This window comes from Lichenibacterium minor, assembly GCF_004137685.1.
In the GTDB taxonomy this organism is placed as follows: domain Bacteria; phylum Pseudomonadota; class Alphaproteobacteria; order Rhizobiales; family Beijerinckiaceae; genus Lichenihabitans; species Lichenihabitans minor.
Genome location: NZ_QYBB01000017.1, coordinates 71522 through 95835, shown reverse-complemented (window position 1 = coordinate 95835; position 24314 = coordinate 71522). Strand labels below are relative to the sequence as shown.

At 72.6% G+C, this 24314-nt stretch carries 25 protein-coding genes; 8 read left to right on the top strand and 17 right to left on the bottom strand.

Annotated features, from left to right (window positions below; translation table 11 throughout):
* Positions 1–128: 128 nt before the first annotated feature.
* From D3273_RS15615 to D3273_RS15590, 6 genes are all read right to left on the bottom strand, one after another.
* On the bottom strand, positions 129–371 hold the full coding sequence (locus D3273_RS15615) for a hypothetical protein (protein WP_129227812.1): 243 nt from the start codon (positions 369–371) through the stop codon (positions 129–131).
* A gap of 631 nt (positions 372–1002) precedes the next feature.
* Positions 1003–2433, bottom strand: coding sequence for a hypothetical protein (locus tag D3273_RS15610; protein WP_129227811.1), 1431 nt, complete (start codon positions 2431–2433; stop codon positions 1003–1005).
* Positions 2434–2709: 276 nt separating this feature from the next.
* A complete protein-coding gene (locus D3273_RS29205; protein ID WP_129227810.1) occupies positions 2710–2991 on the bottom strand; it encodes a helix-turn-helix domain-containing protein in 282 nt (93 codons plus the stop codon).
* Positions 2992–3136: 145 nt separating this feature from the next.
* Positions 3137–3991, bottom strand: coding sequence for a hypothetical protein (locus tag D3273_RS15600; RefSeq protein ID WP_207210789.1), 855 nt, complete (start codon positions 3989–3991; stop codon positions 3137–3139).
* A 90-nt stretch (positions 3992–4081) separates the two neighbouring features.
* Positions 4082–5038, bottom strand: coding sequence for an isoaspartyl peptidase/L-asparaginase family protein (locus D3273_RS15595; protein WP_129227808.1), 957 nt, complete (start codon positions 5036–5038; stop codon positions 4082–4084).
* Positions 5039–5048: 10 nt separating this feature from the next.
* Positions 5049–5837, bottom strand: a complete 789-nt coding sequence (locus D3273_RS15590) for an enoyl-CoA hydratase (RefSeq protein WP_129227807.1) — start codon at positions 5835–5837, stop codon at positions 5049–5051.
* A gap of 165 nt (positions 5838–6002) precedes the next feature.
* On the opposite strand from D3273_RS15590, the gene D3273_RS15585 reads away from it, so the two are divergent.
* Positions 6003–7232 (top strand): cell wall hydrolase, encoded by a 1230-nt coding sequence (locus tag D3273_RS15585; protein ID WP_245501194.1) that lies wholly within the window; start codon positions 6003–6005, stop codon positions 7230–7232.
* Positions 7233–7266: 34 nt separating this feature from the next.
* Here the strand turns inward: D3273_RS15585 and moaB are convergent, their stop codons facing one another.
* Positions 7267–7815 carry a molybdenum cofactor biosynthesis protein B gene (moaB, locus tag D3273_RS15580; protein WP_129227806.1) on the bottom strand — a complete coding sequence of 183 codons (549 nt, stop codon included), beginning with the start codon at positions 7813–7815 and terminating at the stop codon, positions 7267–7269.
* A 216-nt stretch (positions 7816–8031) separates the two neighbouring features.
* Here moaB and D3273_RS15575 point away from each other — a divergent pair, with 216 nt between their 5' ends.
* Both D3273_RS15575 and D3273_RS15570 read left to right on the top strand, forming a co-directional pair.
* Positions 8032–8604: a YbhB/YbcL family Raf kinase inhibitor-like protein gene (locus D3273_RS15575; RefSeq protein WP_129227805.1), complete on the top strand. Its 573-nt coding sequence runs from the start codon at positions 8032–8034 to the stop codon at positions 8602–8604.
* A gap of 162 nt (positions 8605–8766) precedes the next feature.
* Positions 8767–8988 carry a hypothetical protein gene (locus D3273_RS15570; RefSeq protein WP_129227804.1) on the top strand — a complete coding sequence of 74 codons (222 nt, stop codon included), beginning with the start codon at positions 8767–8769 and terminating at the stop codon, positions 8986–8988.
* A 6-nt stretch (positions 8989–8994) separates the two neighbouring features.
* Here D3273_RS15570 and D3273_RS15565 read toward each other — a convergent pair whose 3' ends face one another.
* The 6 genes from D3273_RS15565 to D3273_RS15540 all read right to left on the bottom strand — a co-directional run bounded on the left by D3273_RS15565 (position 8995) and on the right by D3273_RS15540 (position 16105).
* A complete protein-coding gene (locus D3273_RS15565; RefSeq protein ID WP_245501193.1) occupies positions 8995–9579 on the bottom strand; it encodes a collagen-like domain-containing protein in 585 nt (194 codons plus the stop codon).
* Between the two features lie 110 nt (positions 9580–9689).
* Entirely contained in the window at positions 9690–11048 is a 1359-nt protein-coding gene (locus tag D3273_RS15560) for an MFS transporter (RefSeq protein ID WP_245501192.1), read from the bottom strand.
* A gap of 162 nt (positions 11049–11210) precedes the next feature.
* Positions 11211–12143 carry a hydroxymethylglutaryl-CoA lyase gene (locus D3273_RS15555; protein WP_129227803.1) on the bottom strand — a complete coding sequence of 311 codons (933 nt, stop codon included), beginning with the start codon at positions 12141–12143 and terminating at the stop codon, positions 11211–11213.
* The gene (locus tag D3273_RS15550; protein ID WP_129227802.1) at positions 12143–13384 is read right to left on the bottom strand and encodes a CaiB/BaiF CoA transferase family protein; all 1242 of its coding nucleotides are present in this window, start codon (positions 13382–13384) and stop codon (positions 12143–12145) included. Before D3273_RS15550 ends, D3273_RS15555 begins: the two co-directional genes overlap by 1 nt.
* Positions 13385–13492: 108 nt before the next feature.
* Positions 13493–15343, bottom strand: a complete 1851-nt coding sequence (locus D3273_RS15545; protein WP_129227801.1) for a bifunctional sugar phosphate isomerase/epimerase/4-hydroxyphenylpyruvate dioxygenase family protein — start codon at positions 15341–15343, stop codon at positions 13493–13495.
* A gap of 180 nt (positions 15344–15523) precedes the next feature.
* Positions 15524–16105: an AraC family ligand binding domain-containing protein gene (locus D3273_RS15540; RefSeq protein ID WP_245501198.1), complete on the bottom strand. Its 582-nt coding sequence runs from the start codon at positions 16103–16105 to the stop codon at positions 15524–15526.
* Between D3273_RS15540 and D3273_RS29200 the strand changes: the two genes are divergently transcribed.
* Positions 16025–16285 (top strand): hypothetical protein, encoded by a 261-nt coding sequence (locus tag D3273_RS29200; RefSeq protein ID WP_245501199.1) that lies wholly within the window; start codon positions 16025–16027, stop codon positions 16283–16285. The two genes, D3273_RS15540 and D3273_RS29200, sit on opposite strands and share 81 nt — an antisense overlap.
* Positions 16286–16422: 137 nt before the next feature.
* Entirely contained in the window at positions 16423–16743 is a 321-nt protein-coding gene (locus tag D3273_RS28800) for a hypothetical protein (RefSeq protein ID WP_207210788.1), read from the top strand.
* Positions 16744–16817: 74 nt separating this feature from the next.
* Here D3273_RS28800 and D3273_RS15530 read toward each other — a convergent pair whose 3' ends face one another.
* Both D3273_RS15530 and D3273_RS15525 read right to left on the bottom strand, forming a co-directional pair.
* Positions 16818–17618, bottom strand: coding sequence for a DeoR/GlpR family DNA-binding transcription regulator (locus D3273_RS15530; protein WP_129227799.1), 801 nt, complete (start codon positions 17616–17618; stop codon positions 16818–16820).
* A complete protein-coding gene (locus D3273_RS15525) occupies positions 17615–18250 on the bottom strand; it encodes a TIGR02466 family protein (protein ID WP_165359516.1) in 636 nt (211 codons plus the stop codon). The genes D3273_RS15530 and D3273_RS15525 overlap by 4 nt, the downstream gene beginning before the upstream one ends.
* Positions 18251–18446: 196 nt before the next feature.
* Here D3273_RS15525 and glpD point away from each other — a divergent pair, with 196 nt between their 5' ends.
* Positions 18447–19988, top strand: a complete 1542-nt coding sequence (gene glpD / locus D3273_RS15520) for a glycerol-3-phosphate dehydrogenase (protein WP_129227797.1) — start codon at positions 18447–18449, stop codon at positions 19986–19988.
* 17 nt (positions 19989–20005) lie between these two features.
* Here the strand turns inward: glpD and D3273_RS15515 are convergent, their stop codons facing one another.
* Both D3273_RS15515 and D3273_RS15510 read right to left on the bottom strand, forming a co-directional pair.
* Positions 20006–20548 carry a DUF1330 domain-containing protein gene (locus tag D3273_RS15515; protein ID WP_129227796.1) on the bottom strand — a complete coding sequence of 181 codons (543 nt, stop codon included), beginning with the start codon at positions 20546–20548 and terminating at the stop codon, positions 20006–20008.
* A 173-nt stretch (positions 20549–20721) separates the two neighbouring features.
* Positions 20722–21216, bottom strand: coding sequence for a YciE/YciF ferroxidase family protein (locus tag D3273_RS15510; RefSeq protein WP_165359515.1), 495 nt, complete (start codon positions 21214–21216; stop codon positions 20722–20724).
* Positions 21217–21515: 299 nt separating this feature from the next.
* Here D3273_RS15510 and D3273_RS15505 point away from each other — a divergent pair, with 299 nt between their 5' ends.
* Positions 21516–22931, top strand: a complete 1416-nt coding sequence (locus D3273_RS15505) for a sensor histidine kinase (RefSeq protein WP_129227794.1) — start codon at positions 21516–21518, stop codon at positions 22929–22931.
* Positions 22916–24271 carry a sigma-54-dependent transcriptional regulator gene (locus D3273_RS15500; protein ID WP_129227793.1) on the top strand — a complete coding sequence of 452 codons (1356 nt, stop codon included), beginning with the start codon at positions 22916–22918 and terminating at the stop codon, positions 24269–24271. Before D3273_RS15505 ends, D3273_RS15500 begins: the two co-directional genes overlap by 16 nt.
* Positions 24272–24314: the final 43 nt, after the last annotated feature.

Here is a 24314-nt window from a genome sequence, read left to right as displayed (position 1 = left end):
CGCAGCGCTCTCATCCTGCCGCGTGATCGCGATCCCAGCCGCCATGGTCAGCCTCCCAGCAAGGAAGCCAAACCGAACCAGAAAGCCCGCCCCCTGTCCACGTGAGTCACGACTTCAAGCGATTGGTATTATCCGAGAAACAGCCGCGACTTGAGACACCTCGATCTGTCGAAGAAGCGTGGGCAGTTCGACTCGCCCCCGACGTCGTGGACGAGGTAGTCGAGGGCTTGAACGTGAGCCGTGACGGCTGCATCGAGCACCACGAAGGCCCGCGCCGCGGGCGTCGTGCCCCGGTCGACGTCGGCCAGACAGGGCCGGAACTCGTCCAAGACGGCGCGGGACGGCAACCGCCCGGTGATGAAATTTCCCAAGCCGATCCCCTCCGGCACGATCACGACCGGGAAGCTTCATGGGAGGGTCGAGGCCTTTACGGCTGGTGGCAGATATCTTTTCGCCACGGCGCCGGGCGCGGATCGCGAATCTAAGAGCGCCGCGGCCAGTCCGTCCGTCGAGACGAAGCGGGTCGGGCTGGGAAGACGTCCACGACGGGTCCCACGGTGCACAGACAGGGCGCGCCCGCAGTCGATGCCGGCAAGCGGCGGGTGCCCCGAGCCACATCCTGCACCGTCGGAAAAGCCCGAGACGAAGCCCCTTAAAAATAGTTGGGGCTTCTTTCGCTCTCCCCTCGGGACAGCCTCATCCGGAACCGTCGAGCGCCGTCACCCACCCAGCACCACGTCCGGCACCGGCGCGGCCCTCGATCTCCATGCCCCTTCCAGGGGCAAAAGAGGGTAGAATTCGCTCTCCTCCGGATGAAGCCTCCTCGACCAGGTCGAGGGTCACCCGACCGGCCCTGCGCCACATCCTGTACGCCCGTCCATGTCCCCGAAAGAAGCCCCTTAGATAGATGTTTTTGGGGCTTCTTTCTGCTCGTCTCCGGATGCTCCACATCCGGTACCGTCGAAGCTCGGCACCCGGCTGACCCAGGCTCGAGGTCGAGGATCACTCCCAAGGTAGCGGTGATCTGAGGATCCGCGCGATCAGGATGGAGCGCTTCTCCTCCCGAAGGCGGCGGAGCATGGAGACCTGTTCCTCGGTCGCGGCCACCACCTTAGGATCGGTGAGGTTCGTGGTTATCCTCGTCCGCTTGCCCGCGATGAAGCCCGAGCGGTTGTAGATCATCCAAGGATGCTTGCCGATCGTCTCTTTGCTGGCGGCCTTGAGAAGGTAGTTGAGCGCAGAACCGATCCGTTCACCGTCGATCTGTTCCTCCTCGTCGACCTTCCTGACGACGATGTCGCGGCACCATATCCGATCGTCCTTCCGAGCCATCGCATTCAAATGTTTTCGAAGGTGACGAAGCTCCTGATTGTCAGGGACGTGAATGAGCGTGTGGAAGTGCTCGCGTAGATGGTTGTGACGCTGTGACTCGCGGGCGCCGATGAGCACGAGCTGCCACCACGACGGCGGCTTCCCGCGGGCGTCCCGACGGGATGCGACATAAGACCTGATGTTGACCACGAGGTCGGCCCAAAACCTCACCCTCGCTGCATCATCGAGGTGGTCGATGCCGGGATTGAAGTCGAGGGCGACGTTGAACGGGTAGCCGAGTGCGTGCGCCACGAGGTACGCCGTCTCTATGTCCTCGTGGTCCGCGAAGGGTATAGTCTTGAGCTTCTTGAGCTTGGCTTTCCCCTTGCCCTTCCGAGGTGTGGAGGGGCGGCGACGGCGCGTGCGCTTCGGCTGTGACGATTGGGACCATTGATCGGTTGGATCGGCGCCGCCCTTACCTAATAAAGAGGGGGTGGAGGTCGGCTCCAGCACAGGCGAGGCACCCACACCCGGCAAAAGTTGAGCAGTGACAGGCTCTTGCGGCCTGTTTTCGATAGAGTCCGACGCGGGAAATTGCATTGTGGCTTTTGTGCGACGAAGCGCACCCGCGATCTCGCGATCTGCTCCCTGAGGGGTAGGTGAGTTGTCCTTGAAGGCGGAGATTGGCTCTTCGGACGGGATAGCTAGTGGATGAAGCTGAAGGCGAAAAACCTCGGCCGGCGCCACGCCGACTTCGAGCGGATCGGCAGAGCGTAGCTCGCACGCTCTGATCCGCGCCGACGTTCCATCCGGACGGAAGTAGTCGCCCTCGGGCTCGACCTGATCCGCTGACGGATCCATACCGGTCGGCGCGGGTTCAGCACCTCCCGTCGCCGACACTCCGATAGAGGCTTTGGATTTTGCGAGGATAACCTGCGCGAGATTCCAGAAACCGGCTTTCGTGAGCGCGGTGACTAGATCGCGCCTGCTCTTCTCCGCCGCAAATTCTGCGCGGACTTCGTCGAGAGTCGGAGCCGGATCAGATAGCGATGCGGGATCTCGGTCGAGGACACGGCGCCAAAACTCGGCCTCGGCCGGATCGCGCCGTTCATGGTAGAACATAAGTAGCTCGCAGACTTGGCGGCGAGCGGGCGCGGACCGGCGTTGTCGGCAGAGCCGACTTCGTTTCACCCTTGTGCAGATGAAGGCGAGGTACTACAAGAGTGTCGTCACACGCTCTTGGTAACGGCCTCGGCCGGCACGCGCCCACCTTTGCATAGGTGGGCGTTTGCATTCCGGCAAGCGGGATGCACTCGGTCGTTATTGATCGTGCGGATCCTCCTCAGCCTCGCAGCGAGTGAGAATTCCTGGATTGTGGAGATCAGAGGGCGTGCGGGCTCAAGCCCGGCGGAGCGACCTCTGCATCACACGCGTCGGCGTCACCGAGGGCTCAGAAGTGCTCCGGTACCGGTGCTGCTGAGCCCACGCCCTGAGATCGTCGGGGTGGTACAGAATGCGACGACCGAGCCGCATGAACACGGGACCGGTGCCATCAAGGCGGTGACGTTCGAGGGTCCGCGTTGCAAGGCCCAGGAAATCCGCTGACTTGGTCGTGTTGAAGTACCCGCCCGCGCTCTCGTGCGGGGTCGGGGTGCGATGAAAAACGGGAGGCGCTTCCACTTACCTGCTCCGGGATACCGTACTCATGGCGGTTCCGGGAAGAAGCAGTTTGGCAGGGTAGGGAGGAAGAGGCAGACAGTTCGGCACTGTCTGCCGGAGTGCTCCGCACTCTCCTCCTCCCTGCAAACCGGCTCCAGGAAGCGGTTTAAGAACTTCGACCGCGGGGGTACTCAACCCCGGCAAACGGCTTCTCCGGGTTCTGACTGCGACGGCCTTCCTCGTCCGGAGGTGGCGGCCTCCTGTCCCACTTGGGATTGCCGATCAAGGTGATAAGCACTCTGATAATGTTGTCGCTGAACTGGTAACCCCGTCCTTGCTCAGCCAAAAGCTGCTTTGCCAGGGACAAGGCCGCTTCCCTGTTGAAAGGGTAATCGAGCCAAAGATCAAACCGCTCTTGGAGCTCACGCGCGAACGCGAAGGCCACCGCCAAGCGATCGTTCGGAGCGACGATCTTCGCCGTGTCTACCGGGAATGCTGTGGCGTCGACGAGGCCGAGGTCACTGGATATGCCCTCCTCGAAAGCCTTCCGGTCCAAGACAAGGAAGCCGGGAACTAACCCAAATTCGGGGCGGATGGGGAGCTGGCTCTGATCCCACAGCGTCGCGAACCACGTCCCGTCGTCTCTGAAGGCAGCCTCATGGACGTCGCGTGGTGGAGAGCCGTGTGGGATACACGTCACCTTCACCCGACCTTTAACGAGAAGGTCCCGCACCGGCTGAGCGAGGTGAGCGACCTCTGGGCCGATCAATCGCTCGTGCGGCAAACCGCTCACTCTCGCGCAGAAGGATCGCACGGCATCGGCAAGCCCGATCTCCCCCGGCGCGACGTACGGCGGCGGGATGTCGGCGGGGCCAAACGGAACGCCGTCCCTTTTCCACGAAGGATCCTCGTCCATCTCGGAGGCGCGGTCAGCGGCGACCCTTTCCAACGTCTCGGTAGCCCAGTGGTAGCCTGGGCGGGCCATTTCATAGTGCCCCAGGATGTAAGTGATTGGTTTCAACGATGAAAACCTTGATACCCGAGGTTAGAACCTCCGCCTTCACCGGGCAGGCATCGGCGTCGACGTAGACGGCGATCGGGCCCGCCTCGCTCACGCGCCGAGCCGCCCGAGGGCGAACACCTGCCCGTGGGTCGCCACGAAGCCGTCGCCGTCCGGCGTCGCCCAGCCGCGGAACATGCCGCCGGTGTTGAAGGGCATGGCGACCCGGCCGGCGGCGTCGAGCGCGATCAGCCCGGCGCCGGTGCCGCGCGGCGTGAGGTCGGCGATGACGCCCGCCGTCGCGGCGTCGAGCGCGTCGCCGCGGTAGCGCATCCGCGCCGCCACGTCGTGGGCCAGCGCGTGGCGGATGAAGGCCTCGCCCTGGCCCGTGCCCGACACCGCGCAGACGCCGTCCTCCGCGTAGGTGCCGGCGCCCGGGATGGGGCTGTCGCCGACGCGGCCCGCCGGCTTGTTCGTGTAGCCGCCGGTGGAGGTCGCGGCGGCGAGGTGGCCGTCGCGGTCGAGCGCCACCGCCCCCACGGTGCCGTGCTTCTCGGCTTCGGAGGCCGCCGCCCCCGTGCCGGCCTGCCCCCGTGCCTTCATCGACAGGAGGTTGTCGCGCCGCCGCTCGGTGGTGAAGTAGGAGGGGTCGACCAGCGCCGCGCCGCGCGCCCCCGCATAGGCGTCGGCGGCCGGGCCGGCGAGGATCACGGCTTCGCCGCCGTCCAGCACCGCCCGGGCGGCCCGCACGGGGTTGCGGGCCCGGCGCACCCCGATCACCGCGCCGGCGAGCCGGCCGGCGCCGTCCATGATGGACGCGTCGAGCTCGTGCTCGCCGTCCGCGTTCAGCGCCGCGCCATGGCCGGCGTTGAAATGGGGGCTGTCTTCCAGCACCACCACGGCGGCTTCCACGGCATCGAGCGCGCGGCCGCCGGCCGACAGCACGCGCCAGCCGGCGCCCAGCGCCTCGGCCAGGGCCGCGCGGGCCTCGGCCCACTCGGCCTCGGGCTGGCTCCCGGGGCTCATCACCCCGCAGCCGCCATGGATCGCCAGCGCCATCGTGCCCATCGGCGGTCCCTCAGCGGTGGGTGAAGTTCGGGGCGCGCTTCTCGACGAAGGCGGCCATGCCCTCGCGGCGGTCCGCGGTGGCGAAGAGCGCCTGGATGGCGCGGCGCTCGAACAGCAGCCCTTCCGCCAGGCTCGCCTCGTCGGCACGGCCGAGGCATTCCTTCAGCGCCATCAGGGCGGGCAGCGACATGGCGGCGATGGCTTCCGCGGTCTTCATCGCCTCGGCCATGAAGTCGCCGGCCGGCACCACGCGGGCGACGAGGCCCGAGCGCTCGGCCTCCTGGGCGTCCATCATGCGGCCGGTGAGGCATAGGTCGGTCGCCTTGGCCTTGCCGACGGCACGGATCAGCCGCTGCGATCCGCCGATGCCCGGGATGATGCCGAGCTTGATCTCGGGCTGGCCGAACTTCGCCGTGTCGGAGGCGATGATCATGTCGCACATCATGGCGAGTTCGCAGCCGCCGCCGAGCGCGAAGCCCGACACGGCGGCGACGATCGGCTTGCGCACGCGGGTCAGCGCCATCCAGCCCCCGAACCCGTCCTCCATGTACATCGCGATGGCGTCGGCCTCGGCCATCTCCTTGATGTCCGCGCCGGCCGCGAAGGCGCGCTCGGAGCCGGTGATCACCAGGCAGCCGACCTCCGGGTCGGCGTCGAAGGCTGCGGCGGCATGCGTCACCTCGTGCATCACGCGGCGGTTCAGGGCGTTCAGCGCCTTCGGCCGGTTCAGCGTGACGAGGCCGACGCGGCCGCGCCGTTCGACCAGGATCGTGTCGTAGGGGGCGGCGGCTTCGGTCATGGGGGGCCTTCGGGTGGGAGCGTCCGGCCTTTCTGCCGCAAAACCGCGGCCTTGTCCCGCATCTCCACCGCCGCGCGAAAGCGGGGGGCGTTAACGCCTCCGCAAGGACCCGCGCCGATAAGGGACGGAGTGTTTCGTTAACCATGCCGGACGGGGACGACGGGGATGCATCGCAGCCGCATGGCGGTGCGCCGCAAGGCGCGGTCGCGGTCCCGCCTCGCCTGGGCCGGGCTGACGGTGGTGCCTTGGGCGCTGGCCGGCGGGCTCCTCGTGTCGATGGGCGCCGAAGCCGGGCAGGAGCCCATGCAGGCCAGCACGCGCGTCGGCCTGACCGACGCCGGGCCTGCCATGCCGGGCGACCTCGTCCCGCTCGCCGCCGCGACCGAGGGTGCCGGCTTCGCCCTGCCGCCGGGCGACCTGCTGGCCGTCGGCGCCGCACCGGCCGCCGACGAGGTCGAGCCCCGCATCGCGATGAAGGCGGGCGGGTCCCCGGGCGTCGTCGTGGACCGCGCGCCCCGCCGCGACCCCGCCGTGCCGGTGCGGCCGACCTTCGCGGCGCGGCTCGGGGCCGCGGGCGCGCTCGCGCGGTTCCGGGCCGCCGCGGCCGCCTTCGGGCCCGGCGACGAGGGGGCCGAGGGCGCGGGCTTCGCCGCCGTCCCGGTGGACTCCGCCTGGGCGGACCCGAGCCGGCTGCAGCCGCTGCCGCACGACCTCCCCGTCACGACGCGGCGCACGCGGTCGGCCAACTCGCCCCAGGCCGAGGCGGGCTCGACGACGCCGCACGCCGAGGACGGCTCGACGCCCCCGGTCGGCCGCGCCGTGTCGCTGGCCTCCACCACGCCGGCGCTGGCCGACGGCACGCCGATCGAGATCGCGGCGCTGCCGAAGTTCTCGCGCGGGCCGCACGGGCTCATCACCGGCGACCGCACCGTCGTGGGCGTGGCCCAGGTCCATCCCGACTATGCGGCGCTGCTCGACCGCGCGAAATCCGCGCCCGAGCAGCGGTGCCTCGCGCAGGCGGTGTATTTCGAAGCGCGCTCCGAGCCCGAGGAGGGGCAGGCCGCCGTGGCCCAGGTGGTGCTCAACCGCGCCACCAGCGGCCTCTACCCGGGCTCGGTCTGCGGCGTGGTGTTCCAGAACCAGCAGCGCCGCAACGCGTGCCAGTTCTCCTTCACCTGCGAGGGCCACGCGCTGCGGGTGAGCGAGGGCGAATCGTGGAACCGCGCCGTGCGGATCGCCCGCGAGGTGACGGACGGCACCACCTACGTGTCGGACGTCGGCGGCGCCACCCACTACCACGCCACCTACGTGCGCCCCGGCTGGGCGCGCGCGCTGACGCGCACCGAAGCCATCGGGCACCACATCTTCTACACGCTGAAGCCGGGGCAGACGTGAGGGGGCGCTTCCGTTCCGCCGCGACCCTCGCGCTTCACGACCCCTTGCGTCGCAGGTGCTCGTCGAGCCGCGGCAGGATCTCGACGAAGTTGCAGGGCTTGGCGCGATAGTCGAGCTGGTGGGCGAGGATGCCGTCCCAGGCGTCGCGGCAGGCGCCGGGCGATCCCGGCAGGGCGAACACGAAGGTGGTGCCGACGAGGCCGGCCGTCGCCCGCGACTGGATCGTCGACACGCCGATCTTGTCGTAGGAGATGCGGTGGAACACGGCCGAGAAGCCGTCCATCCGCTTGGTGAACAGGGCTTCCACGGCCTCGGGCGTCACGTCGCGGCCCGTGAAGCCGGTGCCGCCCGTGGTCAGCACCACGTCGACCGCGGGGTCGGCGGCGTAGCCCGACACGGCGGCGCGGATCGCGTCCACGTCGTCCTTGACGATCGCGCGCCCGGCGAGCCGGTGGCCCGCCGCCCCCAGCCGCTCGGCCAGCGTGTCGCCCGAGCGGTCGCCCGCGAGGTCGCGCGTGTCCGACACGGTGACGACCGCGATGCCGAGGGCCACGAAGTCGCGGTCGGGGTCGAGCTGGCTCATGGGGCGGTGTCCTTGCGGCGGCGGGCCGGCGCTCCCCCGGGCCGGGGTCGCGCGGGCGGGCCCGTGAAACCCCGCTCGATGCCGGGACGCATCCGGGCGGCATCGCGCGGGTTTCTTCGGTGCGCCCTTGCTTAGCAGCCGCGGCGATTCCGGCGAAAGCGCGGCGCCGCGCATCCTCGCGCGGTCGCGGCGCGTTGTCGCGACACGGAGGATGCGATGCTCGAACACATGCCCAAGATCGTCGGGGAAGCGCTGCGGGGCGTCGGCCCCGGCCTCGACAAACTGATGATCAACGCGGATTTCCAGGGCGCGCCCGGCGGCATCGCGGTGTCGAGCCCGGCCTTCGCCGACGGGGCGCCGATCCCGGCCGACCACACGGAGGACGGCCGCAAGGTGTCGCCGCCGCTCGCGTGGCGCGGCGTGCCGCCCGCCGCCGCGGAGGTCGTGGTGGTGATCGAGGACGCCGACAGCCCGACGCCGGCCCCGCTGGTCCACACCATCCTGCTCGGCCTGCCGGGGCGCGACGGCGCCCTCGCCGAAGGCGAGCTGAAGAGCGCCGGGGCGCAGGGTCGCGCCCACCATCTCGGCAAGAACTCGTTCCTGAAGGCGGAATACCTGCCGCCGGACCCGCCCACGGGCCACGGCCCGCACCGCTACGCCGTGCAGGTCTTCGCGCTCGACGCGGCCCTGTCGCTCGACGCCGAGCCGGGCCGCGGCGCGCTGGTCGAGGCGATGCAGGGACATGTGATGGCCAAGGGCCTGCTGATCGGCACCTACGAACGGGCGTGAGGCAGCGCCGGGGCTCGCGACGTTGCGTCGCAGCCCGTTCCGTGGTCCACCGCGGCGGGCGGCCCAGCGATCCCGCGGGCCGACCCGTCCCGCGCCCCTCCGGCGGCCCGACGCCGCACGGCGCGGCTCCGGCGGGGACGGTTGCCGAACCCGAAGGTCAGCATGCGTCGCCCCCACGTCTATGAACGCTCCGCCCCCCGGCGCCGCCGCGACGAAGGCGTGGCGCCGGGCGTCGACCCGGCGGAAGCGGCGCGGGGCGTCGCCCGCGCCCTGCCGGCGCTGGTCGCCATGGCCGAATCCGCCAACCTCGCGGGCCTGGCCAGCCTGCTCGACGCCGCCTGGGCCGAGGCCGAGCGGATCGAGGACGAGGCGGGCCGGGCCTGAGCCCCGCTACCTGGCGCAGGACACCGTGAGCCGGGCCGATGCGGCGGCGTCGGCCGGCGCCGGGCAGGACGCCTTGCCGTCGTCGCCGATCGTGGCGCCCGTCGAGCAGGTCGCCGCCACGATCTGCTCCCCCGCCTGACACGCGGCCGAGACCGCCTGTCCGGGCTGGCCGGCCGTGCTGCGCAGGGTGAAGACCGCCTTCGCGGCATCGCTCGCGGGGCCGGCCGGGCCCACGGCACCGACAGGGCCCGACGGGCCGACGGGACCCGCCGGGCCGGCGTCGCCCTTGGGGCCGGGGATGCCGGGGCTGCCTCCCTTGCCGTCGAGGCCGGCATCGCCCTTGGCGCCCGCCTGTCCGGCCGGGCCGGCCAATCCCTTGGCGCCGGGCGCGCCCTGCGGCCCCTGGGGACCCGCGGGACCGGCCGGCCCCGCCTGGCCCATCGCGCCCGCGGGGCCGACGGGGCCCTGCGCGCCGGCGGGACCGGGAGGCCCCGCGGGGCCGGCCGGCCCGGTCTGCCCGGGTTCCGGCTTGGAGCAGGCCGCGAGGGCGATCAGCCCGGCGAGTGACACGACGGCGAGGGACGGACGCATGGCTGCTCCTGATTCGGTGTGCAACGCTACTTTCAATCCCGGAAGCTGCAAAGCGCCCCGTTCCGGCGCGGCCCCGGATTTCACCCCGCGACGGCGCTGCCGCACCATCCTCACGCCGGCAGCGGCTTGCCGGTGGTTTCGGGCATGAACCAGGGCGCCACGAGGCCGATCACGAACACGCTGCTCATGATCAGGGCGGCGTTGGACACGCCGCCGAACTCGCCCACGATCTGCCCCGCGATGATGGGGAAGACCCAGGCCACCAGGCGGGCGCCGTTGAACACGAAGCTCGACGCCGTGGCGCGCACCGGCGAGGTGAACAGCTCGGCGAGGTAGATGGCCATCCAGCAGAACGAGAAGCCGAGCGTGAAGAACCCGTTGGCGAAGGCCAGCACGGCGAAGGCTTCGAGCGAGCCCGTCCAGGTGTAGGTCAGCGCCGTGACGACGAGGCAGCCCGCGTAGGTCATCACCAGGAACATGCGGCGCCCCATCGCGTCGGCGACGAAGCCCGCGATCAGGTAGGCGAAGATGGCGCCGCAATTGTAGATCACGCCGATGCGGGGGCCCCACACGGCGGGGTCCTGGCCCGCCGCCCTGGCGAGGCCCGCCGTGTAGATCGGCAGCCAGGACGACACGGCCCACCAGCCCACGGTGGCGGCGAAGGAAATGGAGGTCGCCAGCAGCACGCGGCGGCGGCTTTCCGGTTCGCGGAAGATTTCGGCGAGCGAGAAGGGCCGCGCGGCCCGGGACGGCGCCGCGCTTCCGGCGTGCTCGGTGGCGGCCCAGCGGTGCTCGCGCACGGCTTCCATCCAGCGCTCAGATTCTTCCATCGAGCCGCGCAGGTAGAGGCACACGAAGGCCGGCAGGGCGCCCAGCGCGAACATGATGCGCCAGGGCTCGATGCCGCCGATCCCGCCGGCCGGGATCAGCAGCCACGCGAGGGCCGCCAGCAGCGCCCCGAAGCCGAACCCCGACTGCAGGAAGCCGCAGCCCTTCGGCCGGGCGCGGTTGGGCCAGGTTTCGGCCACGAGGGCGATGCCGGTCGACCATTCGGAGCCGATGGCGAGGCCGGTGACGAAGCGCAGGGCCGCCAGCGCGGCGAAGCTCGTCGCGAAGGCGGTGAGGCCGGTCAGGAGCGCGTAGCCGAGGATCGACACCAGCATCATGCGCTTGCGGCCGATGTAGTCCGCCGCGACGCCGCCCGCGAGGCCGCCGATGCCCCAGCCGAGCAGCGTGATGCCGATGGCGAGGCCGAGATACCACGGCGTGGTCTTCGCCTGGTCGGGGGTGAGCAGCGCCTTCAGCGCCGGGCCGAGCGCGTAGACCAGCGCCACGGCCTCGTAGCCGTCGAAGATCCAGCCGAGGTACGCCCCCCACAGGATGCGCCAGTGGCGCGGCGTCAACCCTTCCCACCAGGCGCCCACCGGCGCGCCGGGGCGCAGCAGCGGGTTCTCGATCTCCATCGCCATCCTGGTGTCCTTCCCCCAGCGCGGCCCGTTCGCCGGGCCTGCGTTCCGCTTCGTCGCCGATACCGGGCGACGGAAACGCCGATGCATCTCCGTCGCGTTGCGCCGCACGGGCGGCGGCGCGCGTTCGCGCTCCCCGGCGGTCCGGATCGTCGACCGCCGCTCTTACACGGTCGGCGCGGTCCCGCACAGCCGGTCGGCCGCCGCCAGCGCGGCCCGCACCCGGCCGCCCGCGGTGGCGCCGGGCAGCGCGGCGGCGTCGCGCGCCACCGCCACCAGCCGGTCCATGTCGATGCCCGTGGCGACGCCGCGGCGCGCGAACATCCAGGCCAGGTCCTCCGTCGCCACGTTGCCCGTGGCGCCGGGCGCGAAGGGGCAGCCGCCGAGGCCGGCCACCGAAGCGTCCATCACCCGGACGCCCGCCTCGTAGGCGGCGTGGACGTTGGCGGTGCCGAGCCCGTAGGTGTCGTGGGCGTGGAACGCGAAGGCGGTGCCGGGCAGGCGCGCCACCGCTCGGCGGAACAGCGACGCCACATGGGCGGGGTCGGCGCGGCCCGTGGTGTCGCAGAGGCACACTTCGGCATCGGGCAGGGCCGGCACCAGCCGGTCGAGCATCGCCAGCACGGCGGCTTCGTCGACCCGCCCCGCGAAGGGGCAGTCGAAGGCGGTGGCGAGGTTCAGCCGCATGAAGGTGCCGGGCGGCAGCTCCGCCGCGAGCGCCTCGTATTCCGCGGCGGATTCGTCGGGCGAGCGGCGCACGTTGGAGCGGTTGTGCGGCTCCGACACGGAGATCACCCAGGCGAGGCAGCGGGCGCCGGCCGCCAGCGCGTCCGACGCGCGCCGCCGGCTCGGCACCAGCACCTGGGGCACGAGGCCGGGCAGGGCGTCCCCGCAGTGGCGCAGCAGTTCCGGCGTGTCGCGCATCTGCGGCAGCGCGGAAGCGCTGACGAAGGAGCCGATCTCGATGCGCTTCAGGCCGGCGGCGTGCAGCCGCTCCACCATGTCGACCTTGGCGGCCGTGGGCACGAAGGGGCCGATGCCCTGCAGCCCGTCGCGCGGGCCGACCTCGACGATCTCGACGGCGGCGTTCGTCGCCATCACAGGACCCCCTCGGCCCGCAGGGCTTCGACGTCGTCGCGGCCGATGCCGAGCTCGCCCAGCACCTCGGCGGTATGCGCCCCCACGGCCGGGCCGGGCCAGCGGATCGTGCCCGGGTCGTCCACCACCAGCGGCACCACGCCGGCGTGGAGCACCGGCCGGGCGAAGGCCGGATCCTCGACCTCGCGCACCATGCCGCGCTGCCGGAACTGCGGGTCGGCGGCGACCTCGGCGGCGGAATAGATCAGCGTCGACGGGATGTCGGCCTGTTCGAGCGCACGGTCGGCCTCGACGGCGTCGAGGGTGCGGGTCCAGCCGGCGATGAGCCGGTCGAGCTCCTCGACGTTGGCCAGGCGGGCGGGGTTGTCGACGAAGCGCGGGTCCGCGGCGAGCTCCGGCCGGCCCATCAGCGCCGCCAGCTTGGCCCACAGCGGCTGGGAATTCGCCGCCACGACGATCCACTTGCCGTCCCGGCACGGGTAGGCGCTGGTCGGCGCCGCCGTGGGGATGCGGGAGCCGACCGGCTCGCGCGACGTCCCCAGCACGCCGTATTCGGGCAGCAGGCCTTCCATCATCGACAGCACGGAATCGGTCAGCGCCACGTCGAGCGTGCGGGCCTTGCCGTCGCCCGCCTTCGCGGCGTCCCGCCGCCACAGCGCCGCCATGATGCCGAAGGCCGCGTAGAGGCCGGCGAGGGAATCACCGATGGAGATGCCGATGCGCACCGGCGGCAGGTCGGTCGTGCCCGCCGGATGGTTGCACAGGTGGCGCAGCCCCCCGACGGCTTCGCCGATGACCCCGAAGGCGGCGCGGTCGCGGTAGGGCCCGTCGAGGCCGAAGCCGGAAATGTGGGCCACGACGAGCCCGGGGTTGTCGCCGCGCAGCGCGGCGTCCCCGAGCCCCATCCTGTCGAGCTGGCCGGGGCGGAAGTTCTCGACCAGCACGTCGGCGGTGCGGGCGAGGTCGAGCACGATGCGCTTCGCCTTGGGGTGCTTCAGGTTCAGCGTGACGGAGCGCTTGTTGCGCCCGTGCATGGACCACCACGGGGCGGCGCCGTCGACCTGCTGGCCCCACTGCCGCACCGGGTCGCCGCCCGGGGGCTCGACCTTGACGACGTCGGCGCCGAGGTCGGCGAGCAGCCGCGTGCAGAAGGGCGCCGCCACGAAATGGCCGAGTTCCAGGACGCGCAGGCCGGCGAGGGGGCCTCCCCCCTGCGGGGCGGGGTTGGGGCGATCGTCCATGCTGGTCCTCCCGGGGCGCGCGCCGTGCGGCGTCGGGAGCCGTTTACGACGGCGGGCGCGCCGCGGGAACGCCTTTCGGCGGGCGGCCCGCCCCGGCTAAAGGCGCCGTCACCCCCGCGGCACGGCGGGATGCCGCGACAGGCGGTTCTGCACGGCGAGCCGGATCGCGGCGTTGGGGGCGCCGAAGCCCGTGTAGCCGCGCCGCTCGACGATCTCGAAGAAGAAGCGGTCGTCGAAGGTGCGGGTGAAGAGCTGGAAGAACTCGCCCCCGTCGGCGTCGCGGTCGTAGAGCACGCCGTTCGCCCTCATGCGCTCGAGCAGCCCGTCCTGGAGGACGAAGCGGGCGTCGAGGTCGTCGTAATAGTTGCCCGGCACCGGCAGCACGGCGAGCCCCGCGGCCCGCACCCGCTCGGCGGTGGCGAAGATGTCCGACGACGCGAAGGCCACGTGCTGCACGCCCGAGCCGAAGCTTTCGGTGAGGAAGCGCGCAGCGCCGGTGCGGCTGCTCTGCGAGCCGTTGAGCACGAGGCTGAGCGAGCGGTCGGCGTTCTCCAGCACCACGCTGTGGACGAGCCCGCCCGGGTCCGCGATGTCCTGCCCCGGCGTCTTCGCGAGGTCGAGGATCGACGAGTAGAACAGCAGCCAGGACAGCATCTCGTCGTAGTCCATCGACTGCGCGACATGGTCGATGGCCGTGAGGCCGGCACCGGCGCCATCGCCGAGGACGGGTTCGAAGTCGATCTCCCACAGGCGGCCGAGGTCGCTGGCGGCGTCGATGAAGTAGAGCAGCGACCCGCCCACGCCCCGCACCGCGGGGATGTCGAGCTGGCCGGGCGCGACGCCCTGGCGGAACGGCGTGGCGAGCAGCGCCCCGGCCCGGTCGAACACCGCGCGGGCATCGTCGACGCGGACGCACAGCGCGCAGACCGACGGCCCGTGGGTGTTGAAGGCGGCGGCGGCGAAGCCCTGGGTTTCGGCGTTGATGAGGAGGTTCACGCCGTCCTGCCGCCACAGCGCCACGTCCTTGGTGCGGTGGCGCCCCGCCGGGCTGAAGCCGAGCGCGCCGAGCGTTTCGGCGAGCCGCGCCCCGGCGGCGGCGTCGACGGCGAATTCCACGAACTCGACCCCCGTCGAGCGCGGGCGGGGCGGCAGCGGGGCGCCCCCGCCGATGGCGATCAGCGAGCGGCGCCCGTCCACCGCGATCGTGTCGGCCGAAGCGGCGCGGAACAGGTCGTTGAAGACTTCGAGGCTGAGATACCCGTCGTAGCCCGTGGCCCGCACGGCTTCCACGAAGGCCCCGACCGCGAGGTCGCCCTGGCCCGGCATGTTGCGGTAGTGACGGCTCCAGCTCAACAGGTCCATCTGCAGCTTCGGCGCGTCGGCGAGCTGCACGAAGAACACCTTGTCGGCCGGGATCGACCGGATGCTGTCCGGGTCGATGCCGCGCGACAGGGTGTGGAAGCTGTCGAGGATGATGCCGACGGCGGGATGGTCGGCGCGGCGCACGATCTCCCACGCGTCGCGGTGGTCGGCGACGAAGCGGCCCCAGGCGAGCGCCTCGTAGCCGACGCGCAGGCCGCGACGGGCGGCGCGCTCGCCGAGTTCCCGCAGGTCGGCGGCGCAGCGGTCGACGCCCCCCAGCGCGTGCGGCGACACGGCCGAGCAGACCAGCACGAGGTCGGCGCCCAGCTCCGCCATCACGTCGAACTTGCGCTCCGCACGATCGAAGGCCTTGGCGCGGAACGGCTCGGGCAGGCCCTCGAAGTCGCGGAACGGCTGGAACAGCGTCACCTCCATGCCGGCGTCCCGCACCATGCGGCCGACATCGCGCGGCGAATGGTCGAAGGCGATGAAGTCCTGCTCGAAGATCTCGACGCCGTCGAAGCCGGCGCGCGCGATGGCGGCGATCTTGTCCTCCAGGTCGCCGCTGAGCGACACGGTCGCGATCGAGCTCTTCATGGGTGCCGGCCTCCGCGCCGGACCCTACAGCCTGTCGGGCCGTCGTTGAAGCGAAGCTTCGACCCGAGCCCGTGCACGGGTTCGCGTTTCGACGCCGGCGTCCGTCGGCCGGCGCGGGAGGCGGCCGCGAAGGGCCGGGCGTTGCGCCCCGGCAACGTTCGCCATGGACGCTTACCGTGATCAAACGTCGCGGTGGACGGTCGACGTCGAAACCTGCACATTGTCGCCATGCGCGGACCCCTGCTCATCCTCCTCGCCTTCACGGCATCGTTCGCCGCGCCCCCCTGCGTCGCGGCCCCGCAGGCCGTCATCCCCGACGCGCTGCAGCAGGAAGCCATGACCTGCGTGGGCGAAGCCATGCAGATCTGCCCCGACGTTTGGACCTCCGAGGACCACGGCCTGGCCTGCATGACCGGCAGGCGGCAGAGCTTCAGCCCGCGCTGCCGCGTCATCTACGACAAGGTCGCTCACGTCCTCAACCGGTAGTCGGTCGCGCGGGCTTGCGGCCGACGGCCTTGAAGAACGTGTAGCAGAAGGTGCCGCCGGGCCCGGCGCTCCGGGCGAGGGCGGCCAGCCCCGCGTGCCGCCGTCCACCGCGATGCCATCGTGGATCTCGCCCGGGTTGACCATGATGCAGTCGCCCGCGGCCGCCTCGACGGTGCCGGACCCGCTCCAGGACCGATGACCCCCGAAGGCGACGACCCCGAAGCCGAGGTGATCGTGAGCATGGCGCGGGAAGCTGCGGTCCGTGCTCAGCGTCACGGCCTCGATGCCCGCCGCGGCGGACCGGTGCTGGACAGCGCGGTGACGGTCCTGGGTCAATCGCGCTTGTTTCCCCAGCCTCGGGCCACGTCGGCAGCTCCCGATCCCGGCAGCATGGCTCCGTTTCGGCGCATCGGCAAGCTTCGCCGCCGCACCGTCGCCGCGATGCCGTCGATGTGACTCGATGTGTGGCTCAGTCTTCTGGACGGCTTGTTTCTCGACTGTATCCGTCCTGCATGGACGAAGCTTCATCTGAAGATGATGGAACAGGGCGGGCTCGTCTACCGTTGATGCCGAAACATCGACACGGTGATCCCATGCCCATTCTGTTCCGCAACGCGACCGCTTCGGCCGCCGCCCTCGCCCTCATGGCCGCCGCCCTGGCCGCCTCGCCCGCCGACGCGCAGGTGCGCCGGCGAGGTGGCGACGGGGCTGGGGTGGCGGCGGGTGTGCTCGGGGGCCTGGCGGCGGGCGCGCTGGTCGGGGGCGCCCTGGCGGGGCCGGGCTATGCGGACCCGGGCTACGGGCCGGACGGCATCGACGGTCCCTACGCCGACGAGGGCTGTCCGCTCGTCCGCCAGCCCGTCTACGACGGTGCGGGGCGCTTCGCCGGCTACAGGGCCGTGCCGGCCTGCTGAAGTTGGAGATCGCCGGGCCGGCCGAGCGGTCGTGAAAGCGGGCGCGGTGCTGGCGTCCCACCCCGCCCGCGCCCTCACCCCTCCTCGCCGTCCAGCGGCCCGCCCGCTTCCACCACCTCCACGCCGTGCGCCCGGCACAGTTCCGCGGCGGCGGCGGGCAGGCGGTCCGTCACCAGGATGTCGACGTCGTCGAGATGCGCCACGCGGGCCGGGGCCGAGCGGGCGAACTTGCTCGAATCCGCCACCAGCACCACGCGCCGCGCGTGCTCGATGATGGCGCGCTGCGCCTGCACCTCGCGGATGTCGAAGTCGAGCAGGGTGCCGTCGGCGTCGATCGCCGACGTGCCGATCACGGCGAGGTCGACCCGGAACTGCGCGATCAAGGCTTCCGACTGCGCACCCACGATGCCGCCGTCCCCGTGGCGCACGCTGCCGCCGGTGATCACCACCTCCATCCCGCTGTTCCGGTACAGTTCGGCGGCGACCTGCAGGTTGTTGGTGATGACGAGCAGGCCCACGTGGTTGCCCAGCGCCCGCGCTACCTCCTCGGTGGTGGTTCCGATGGTGAGGAACACGGAGGAATGGTCCGGCACGAGCCGCGCCGCCGCTTCCCCGATGAGCCGCTTGTGCGGCCCGGCGATGAGCTTGCGCGCCTCGTAGGCGAGGTTGACCACCCCCGACGCCACCATGGCGCCGCCGTGCACCCGAACCACCATCTGGGCGTCGGACAGGTCGTTCAGGTCGCGGCGGATGGTCTGCGGCGTGACGGCGAAATGGCCCGCGAGGTCCTCGACCGTCACGCGGCCCTTCTCGCGCAGCAGGTCGACGATCTCGACCTGGCGCCGGGTCGGCGCCTTCGCGGCCGCGAGGCTCATGCCGGCAGGCTGAAGTTGAACGCCACCGAGATGCGCGTGCCCGCCCCGCGATAGGGCCGCACCTGGTGCATCAGCCAGGACGGGAACAGGATCAGCAGCCCCGGCTTCGGCCGGATCGTTTCCGCCCCGCCCACCGACGCGCCGTCGCCGGTGAACTTCAGCGCCGGCGCGTACATGCCGGGGCCGGGCCCGCGGGGGTCGAGCATCTCGAACTCCCCGCCGAGCGACGGGTCCGCCGCGCAGCCGCCGTCCTCGACGTAATAGGTCCCGGACCAGAACGCGCCGGCGTGGTAGTGCGCCACGTTGGCATGGCCGGCCGTGTTGACGTTGGCCCAGGCCGAAACCGTCCAGGCCGGGCGGATCGGCGCGCCCGCGCGGTCCGCCGTGAGCTGCGCCGCCACGCCCTTGGCGAGTTCGATCACCTCCGCGGCTTCCGCGCCGCCCCAGCCGAGGATGTCGCGGTCCGAATGCCAGCCGCCGGCGTTCGACGCCTGGACGGACGGGTGCGCGTCGCGCCGGGCCAGGATGGCCCGCGACAGCGCCGCATTGATGCGGCCGGCGTCCGGCACCTCCAGCGCCGCCACGGGCGTGGCGAAAAGGCCGCGGACCGCGAGGTTGAGCCGCACCGCCATGGTTCCCCCCGGGCTTCGCCGCGATTCCCGCGGCGTTCGTTGTCGGTTCCGCGGGGAGCCTAGCCGATCGCGCGGTCCCGCGACACCGCGCCGTCGCATTTTCGTTTCGGTGTTCGTCCTGATCGCTTGCCGGTGAACGATTTTCGTTTATCGTCGCCTCCCAGAGGCGGACCACGCCGCACCCGGGAGGACGGCCTTGGACACCAGCTATGATCTCGCCGTGATCGGCGGGGGCGTGAACGGCTGCGGCATCGCGCGCGACGCGTCCGGGCGGGGCCACCGGGTGCTGCTGTGCGAGCAGGACGACCTCGCCTCGGGCACCTCGTCGGCCGCCACCAAGCTGATCCACGGCGGGCTGCGCTACCTCGAACACCGCGAGTTCCGGCTCGTGCGCGAGGCCCTGATGGAGCGCGAAGTGCTGTGGGGCATCGCGCCCCACATCATCTGGCCGCTCCGCTTCGTGCTGCCCTACCAGAAGGGCCTGCGCCCCGCCTGGCTGCTGCGCCTCGGCCTGCTGATCTACGACAACCTCGGCGGCCGGAAGCGGCTCCCCCCGACCCGGACGCTGGACCTCCGCGCCGACCCGGCCGGCCTGCCGCTGAAGCGCGGCGCCTACACGATGGGATTCGAATATTCGGACTGCTGGGTCGAGGATTCGCGCCTCGTGGCGTTGAACGCGCGCGATGCCGCCGACCGCGGCGCCACGGTGCTCACCCGCACCCGGGCGGTCGCGGCCGAGCGCGGCGCCGACGGCTGGACCCTCACCCTGCAGGACCGCGGCACGCGCCAAACCCGGACGGTGCGCGCCGGCGCCGTGGTCAACGCCGCCGGCCCCTGGGTGGGGCAGGTGCTCAACAACACGCTCGGGCAGAACGCGGCCGCCAAGGTGCGGCTCGTGCAGGGCTCGCACATCGTGGTGCGGAAGCTCTACGAACACGACCGCTGCTACTTCTTCCAGAACCCGGACGGGCGCATCTTCTTCGCCATCCCCTACGAGACCGACTTCACCCTGATCGGCACCACCGACCGCGACTACGAGGGCGACCCCGCCGACGTCCGGGCGACGCCCGAGGAGGTCGCCTACATCTGCCGCTCGGCCAGCGAATATTTCGCGCGGCCCGTCACCGAGGCCGACGTCGTGTGGAGCTATTCGGGCGTGCGCCCGCTCTACGACAAGGGCGACGGCCAAGCCCAGGCGGCCACGCGCGACTACGTGCTCGACCTCGACGCGGGGGCGGGCCGGGCGCCGCTGCTCAGCGTCTTCGGCGGCAAGCTGACCACCTACCGCAAGCTCGCCGAACACGCGCTGGAGCTGATGGGGCCGCACCTTCCGGCGGCGGCGGGCGGGTTCGGCGCGGGCTGGACGGGGCGCGAGCCGCTGCCCGGCGGCGATTTCCCGGTCGACGGCTTCGAAGCCCTGGTGGCGGAGATCCGAGCCCGCTGGGCCTTCCTGGCGCCGGCCCACGCGCGGCGCCTCGCGCGCCATTACGGCACGGCGGCGCGCGCCATCCTGGGCGATGCCGCCTCGGCGGCGGACCTCGGCCGCGACTTCGGCGCGACGCTGACGGAAGCCGAGCTCGACCACCTCGTCGAACGGGAATGGGCCCGCACCGCCGCCGACGTCGCGTGGCGCCGCACCAAGCTCGGCCTGCGGCTCACCCCGGCCGAAATGGAAGCGCTCGACGCAGCCCTCGGCGAAAAGGCCGCCGCAGCGCGGAGCCTCGCCCCGACGCGCTGACGGGGACGCCCCGTCGCTCAGCAGCCCCGGCAGATGTCGGCGATCCTGGGGATGTCCGGCAGCGCCCTGCGGCTCGGCGCCGGGCCGAGCGAGGCCGCCGGCACGGCCGGCGCGGCGCCCGGGTCGGCGATGCCGCCCGCCGCCGCCACCTGCAGCGTGCCCGCCTTGCCGAGTTCGGCGGCCAACGCCTTGAAGGCCGGCGACCTTTGCCAGGCGCCGGCGCTCCCGACGTCGTCGAAGACCAGGACGGCGAGGTGGGACGGCGCGGTCCCGGCCACGGCCGTGGGCTCGTCGGCGTCGACGAGCAGGCGGCCGCCCGTGCCGGCCAGCGAGGGGCCGAGCTTCGCCAGCGCGGCCTTCAGCGCGGCGGGATCCGTGACGGCCGACACCGCCACCACCTCGTAGATGGCGGCCCGGCTCCGCCCGACGGCGCCCCCTCGTCCCCCGCCGCCATGGGGCCGGTGCGGGCCGCCGAAGCCGTGCCCCTGTGCGCCGGCGGGGCCGGCGCCCGCGGCGATCAGCAGGGCGGCCAGGCAGGCCGATGGGACGCGGTGGCGCATGGAACGCTCCTCGGGAGTCAGGACCGGCCCGCCGTCGGCGGCGGGCCGGGGACGCCGTCGCCCCGCGGGAGGCCGGCCGGCACCCTCCCATCCGACGTCGTCGGCCCCGTGTCGATCCGGTTTCGGATCGGTGGCGCCGGTCCCCGGTCCCGAAGCCGACCGGGGCCGTGCGGTCAGGCGCCCGACGCGGCCCGCGCGTTGGCGTCGCCCTCGGCGATCTGCGAGAAGCGCTCGTCGCCGGCCTTCATCTCGTCGAGCATGCGCGTGATGGCCCGGGCGTCCTCCTCGCGGCCGAGGTGCTTCGCCGTCGAGGCGAGCGTGCCGTAGGCGGCGATGAAGTAGTGCGTGGCGATCTGCGCCGCGCCCAGCACGCTGGCCAGGCGCACCTCGGGGTCCTTCGCGGCCGCGATCATCTGGCGGCTGCCGTTCTGGATGCCGTCCATGAAGGCGTTGGGGCGGTCCGACGCGGTGCCGCCCGCCGCTTCGAGGAGCGCCGTCAGCGTGTCCGCCTGCTCGGCGAAGCTTTTCGCGCCGGCCTCCATCATCGACCTGATCTCGGGCGTCCCGTCGCGGCCCGCATTCGCCGAAGCGTCGCGGGCCGTGTCGGCGGCGGTCTTCAGGGCCTGCAGCCCTTCCACGTAGAACTGTTCGTAGTCTCGCTTCGCCATGGCGTGTGTCCCGCTGGCGCGGCCGCGGGTCGTTCCCGGCCGACGCAGGGCACCAACGCGGCCGATCCGACGTGCCGCCGCGGGGCTGCTGCACCGCGACGCAGGGCAGAGGGACGCGGGGCAGAGGTAGGCCCGGGGGGCTGCACCGCGCCGGCGCTTCGGACCGGCCGGCATCGTCGAACCCCCGTCCACGTCGGACGGGTCGACGTCGGACGGGATGGCGCCTTCCGTCTTGCGGCGGATGCCTCTACGGATCGTCGGGGAAGCGCGACCGGGGTCGCGCGGGGGCTGGACGCATCGTGCCGCGCTCGCTGGTGGGACGCTTGATCGCCATCCTGGCGTTGCTGCTGGCCGCCGCCGTGGCGGCCGGCTTCGTCATGGTGTCGCTGTTCCAGCAGTCGGCCGCCGCCCGCATCGGCCAGGCCGGCGCGGTCGCGGGCCAGTCCTGCGGGGCGGTGGCGCGCGCCTACCGCGTCGCGTCCGCCGGCGGGGCGGACCCCGACCTCGCCGCCGTGGTGGCGTCCGCCCTCGGCGACAAGCCCGGCATCGAGGGGGGGCTGTGGCGGGCGGGGGGCGGGCCGCTCGCCTACGGTTACCCCACCTACGAGGGCGGCGCGCCCAAGACGGACGTGCCCCAGGCCGAATCGGCGCGCATCGCCGACGCCGTCGCGGCGACGCTGGCCGAGGACCATTCCCGCCTCGCCCGCTTCGACGCCCGCTCCGAAACGCTGCTCATCGCGACCTGCCCCGTGTCGGGCCCGCTGCCGGGTTTGAGCGCTTGGACGATGACGCGGGTGCACAGCTTTTCCGGCGGCACCTACGCCCAGCTGATGGCCGGGCTCGCCATCCTGTCGGCCAGCGTCGTGGGCGCCACCGTGCTGGCGGGGCTGCTGGCGGTGACCTGGGCGCGCCACGTGGCCCGCATCGAGGCCGCCTTCGCGGCGACGGCCGGCGACGACCTGCCCCGCCTGCCGGCGACGGGCGAGCGCGAGCTCGACCGCATCGTGCTGGCGCTGAACGACGCGGGCCGCCGCCTCGCCGGCTCCCGCGAGCGCACGGGCGCGTTGTCCCGCCAGGTCGCCGAGGCCGAGCGCCTCGCCGCCGTGGGCCGCGTCGCCGCCGGCGTGGCCCACGAGATCCGCAACCCGATCGCCGCCATGCGGCTCAAGAGCGAAAGCGCGCTGCGCGGGGGCGACGAGCGCCGGGTGCAGGCGCTCGGCCTCGTCATCGCCCAGGTGGATCGGCTCGACCGCCTCGTCGGGCGCCTGCTCGCCGTCGCGGAGCGCGACCCACCCCGCCTCCGCGACGTCCCGCTCGCCGCCTTCCTGGCCGAATGCGCCGCCCCCCACCCCGACGGCGCGGTTTCGGCCGCCCCCGGCACCCCGGCCACCGCCCGCTTCGACCCCGACCAGATGCGCCGCGCGCTCGACAGCCTCGTCGCCAACGCGCTCCAGGCCGGGGGGGCCCCGGTCGAGATCGCCGCCGCGCGGGACGGCGACCGCCTCGTCCTGGCCGTGTCGGACCGCGGGCCCGGCCCGCCGGACGACATCGCCGCGACCCTGTTCGAGCCCTTCGTCACCGGCCGCCCCGAGAACGCCGGCCTCGGCCTGTCCATCGTGCGGGAGATCGCCCGGGCCCACGGCGGCGGGGTCGAGTTCGCGCGCCACGGCGGCGCCACGACCTTCCGGATCGTCCTGCCATGCCCCGCGTCCTGATCGCCGACGACGACGAAGCCTTCCGCGAGGCCCTCGTCGAGGCCGTGACGGACCTCGGTCACGTCGCCGTCGAGGCCGCGACCGGGACGGCGGCCGATGCCGCCCTCGCGGCCGGCGGGCTCGACGCCGTGCTGCTCGACCTCCGCATGCCGGGGATGGACGGGCTGGAGGTGCTCCGGCGTGCCCGCGCGCGGCCCGATGCGCCGCCCATCGCCATCGTCACCGCCCACGCCACGGCCGCCAACACCATCGAGGCCATGCGGCTCGGCGCCGTGGACCACCTGACAAAGCCGATCGGCGGGGCGGACCTCGACCGCGTGCTCGGCGCCATGCTGGCGTGCCGCGCCCCGGCCGAGCCCGCCGCCCCCGCCGAAACGGAAGCCTTCGTGGGGTCGAGCGGCGTGCTGCGGGCGGTGCAGAAGACCATCGGCCTGCTGGCCGACCGCGACGTCACCGTGCTGGTCACGGGCGAAACGGGCTCGGGCAAGGAGGTGGTGGCCCGCGCCCTGCACGACCACGGCCGCCGGGCGGCGCGCGCCTTCGTGGCGGTGAACTGCGCCGCCGTCCCGCGCGACCTGATGGAAAGCGAACTCTTCGGCCACCTCCGCGGCGCCTTCACGGGTGCGACGCAGGACCGGGCCGGCGCGTTCCGCGACGCCGACGGCGGCACGCTGTTCCTCGACGAGATCGGCGACATGGACCTGTCCCTGCAGGCCAAGATCCTGCGGGTGCTGCAGGAGCGGGTCGTCACACCCGTCGGCGGGCGGCCGGCGCCGGTCGACGTCCGCATCGTGGCCGCCACCCACCGCGACCTCGCCGAGCGCGTGCGCGAAGGCACGTTCCGCGAGGACCTGCTCTACCGCCTCGCCGTCGTCCCCATCCACCTGCCGCCCCTGCGCGAGCGCATCGCCGACATCGTGCCGCTGGCCGAGCATTTCCTGCGCGGGTCGCGCGGCCCCGGCCTCACCGCGGACGCCGCCGCCGTGCTGGTGCGCCATCCCTGGCCCGGCAACGTGCGCGAGCTGCGCAACGCCATGCTGCGCGTCGCCGCCCTGGTGCGGGCGCCGCGCGCCGACGCGGCCGACCTCGCCTTCCTGGGGCAAGCCGGGGCCGGCCCGGCGGGGATCGACTGGCCCGACGAGGACCTGCCGAGCGCGGTGGCGCGGCTCGAAGAGTTCCTGATCCGCCGGGCGCTGGACCGGAGCCGGGGCAACCGGGCCGAGGCGGCGCGCCGGCTGAACATCCGCCGCCAGTTCCTGTACGCCAAGCTCGAACGCTACGGCCTCGCCCTGTCCGCGGATCGGACGGGCGATGTGCGCGAAGACGACACCGGCGGCTGAGCCGGGACGCCGTTCCCCTCGACGGCGGGCGCGTGGCGCCGTG

What these genes read in the sequence shown, in the direction of transcription:
- D3273_RS15610 (WP_129227811.1), bottom strand. Translation starts at nt 2,433, where the DNA reads ATGTTCTACCATGAACGGCGCGATCCGGCCGAGGCCGAGTTTTGGCGC.
- D3273_RS15570 (WP_129227804.1), top strand. Translation starts at nt 8,767, where the DNA reads ATGCGTCGCCCCCACGTCTATGAACGCTCCGCCCCCCGGCGCCGCCGC.
- D3273_RS15530 (WP_129227799.1), bottom strand. Translation starts at nt 17,618, where the DNA reads ATGAGCCTCGCGGCCGCGAAGGCGCCGACCCGGCGCCAGGTCGAGATC.
- D3273_RS15585 (WP_245501194.1), top strand. Translation starts at nt 6,003, where the DNA reads ATGCATCGCAGCCGCATGGCGGTGCGCCGCAAGGCGCGGTCGCGGTCC.
- D3273_RS15515 (WP_129227796.1), bottom strand. Translation starts at nt 20,548, where the DNA reads ATGCGCCACCGCGTCCCATCGGCCTGCCTGGCCGCCCTGCTGATCGCC.
- moaB (WP_129227806.1), bottom strand. Translation starts at nt 7,815, where the DNA reads ATGAGCCAGCTCGACCCCGACCGCGACTTCGTGGCCCTCGGCATCGCG.
- D3273_RS15550 (WP_129227802.1), bottom strand. Translation starts at nt 13,384, where the DNA reads ATGGACGATCGCCCCAACCCCGCCCCGCAGGGGGGAGGCCCCCTCGCC.
- D3273_RS15525 (WP_165359516.1), bottom strand. Translation starts at nt 18,250, where the DNA reads ATGGCGGTGCGGCTCAACCTCGCGGTCCGCGGCCTTTTCGCCACGCCC.
- D3273_RS15510 (WP_165359515.1), bottom strand. Translation starts at nt 21,216, where the DNA reads ATGGCGAAGCGAGACTACGAACAGTTCTACGTGGAAGGGCTGCAGGCC.
- D3273_RS15565 (WP_245501193.1), bottom strand. Translation starts at nt 9,579, where the DNA reads ATGCGTCCGTCCCTCGCCGTCGTGTCACTCGCCGGGCTGATCGCCCTC.
- D3273_RS15590 (WP_129227807.1), bottom strand. Translation starts at nt 5,837, where the DNA reads ATGACCGAAGCCGCCGCCCCCTACGACACGATCCTGGTCGAACGGCGC.
- D3273_RS15595 (WP_129227808.1), bottom strand. Translation starts at nt 5,038, where the DNA reads ATGGGCACGATGGCGCTGGCGATCCATGGCGGCTGCGGGGTGATGAGC.
- D3273_RS15555 (WP_129227803.1), bottom strand. Translation starts at nt 12,143, where the DNA reads ATGGCGACGAACGCCGCCGTCGAGATCGTCGAGGTCGGCCCGCGCGAC.
- D3273_RS15560 (WP_245501192.1), bottom strand. Translation starts at nt 11,048, where the DNA reads ATGGCGATGGAGATCGAGAACCCGCTGCTGCGCCCCGGCGCGCCGGTG.
- D3273_RS15545 (WP_129227801.1), bottom strand. Translation starts at nt 15,343, where the DNA reads ATGAAGAGCTCGATCGCGACCGTGTCGCTCAGCGGCGACCTGGAGGAC.
- D3273_RS15575 (WP_129227805.1), top strand. Translation starts at nt 8,032, where the DNA reads ATGCTCGAACACATGCCCAAGATCGTCGGGGAAGCGCTGCGGGGCGTC.
- D3273_RS29200 (WP_245501199.1), top strand. Translation starts at nt 16,025, where the DNA reads ATGACCCCCGAAGGCGACGACCCCGAAGCCGAGGTGATCGTGAGCATG.
- D3273_RS15500 (WP_129227793.1), top strand. Translation starts at nt 22,916, where the DNA reads ATGCCCCGCGTCCTGATCGCCGACGACGACGAAGCCTTCCGCGAGGCC.
- D3273_RS28800 (WP_207210788.1), top strand. Translation starts at nt 16,423, where the DNA reads ATGCCCATTCTGTTCCGCAACGCGACCGCTTCGGCCGCCGCCCTCGCC.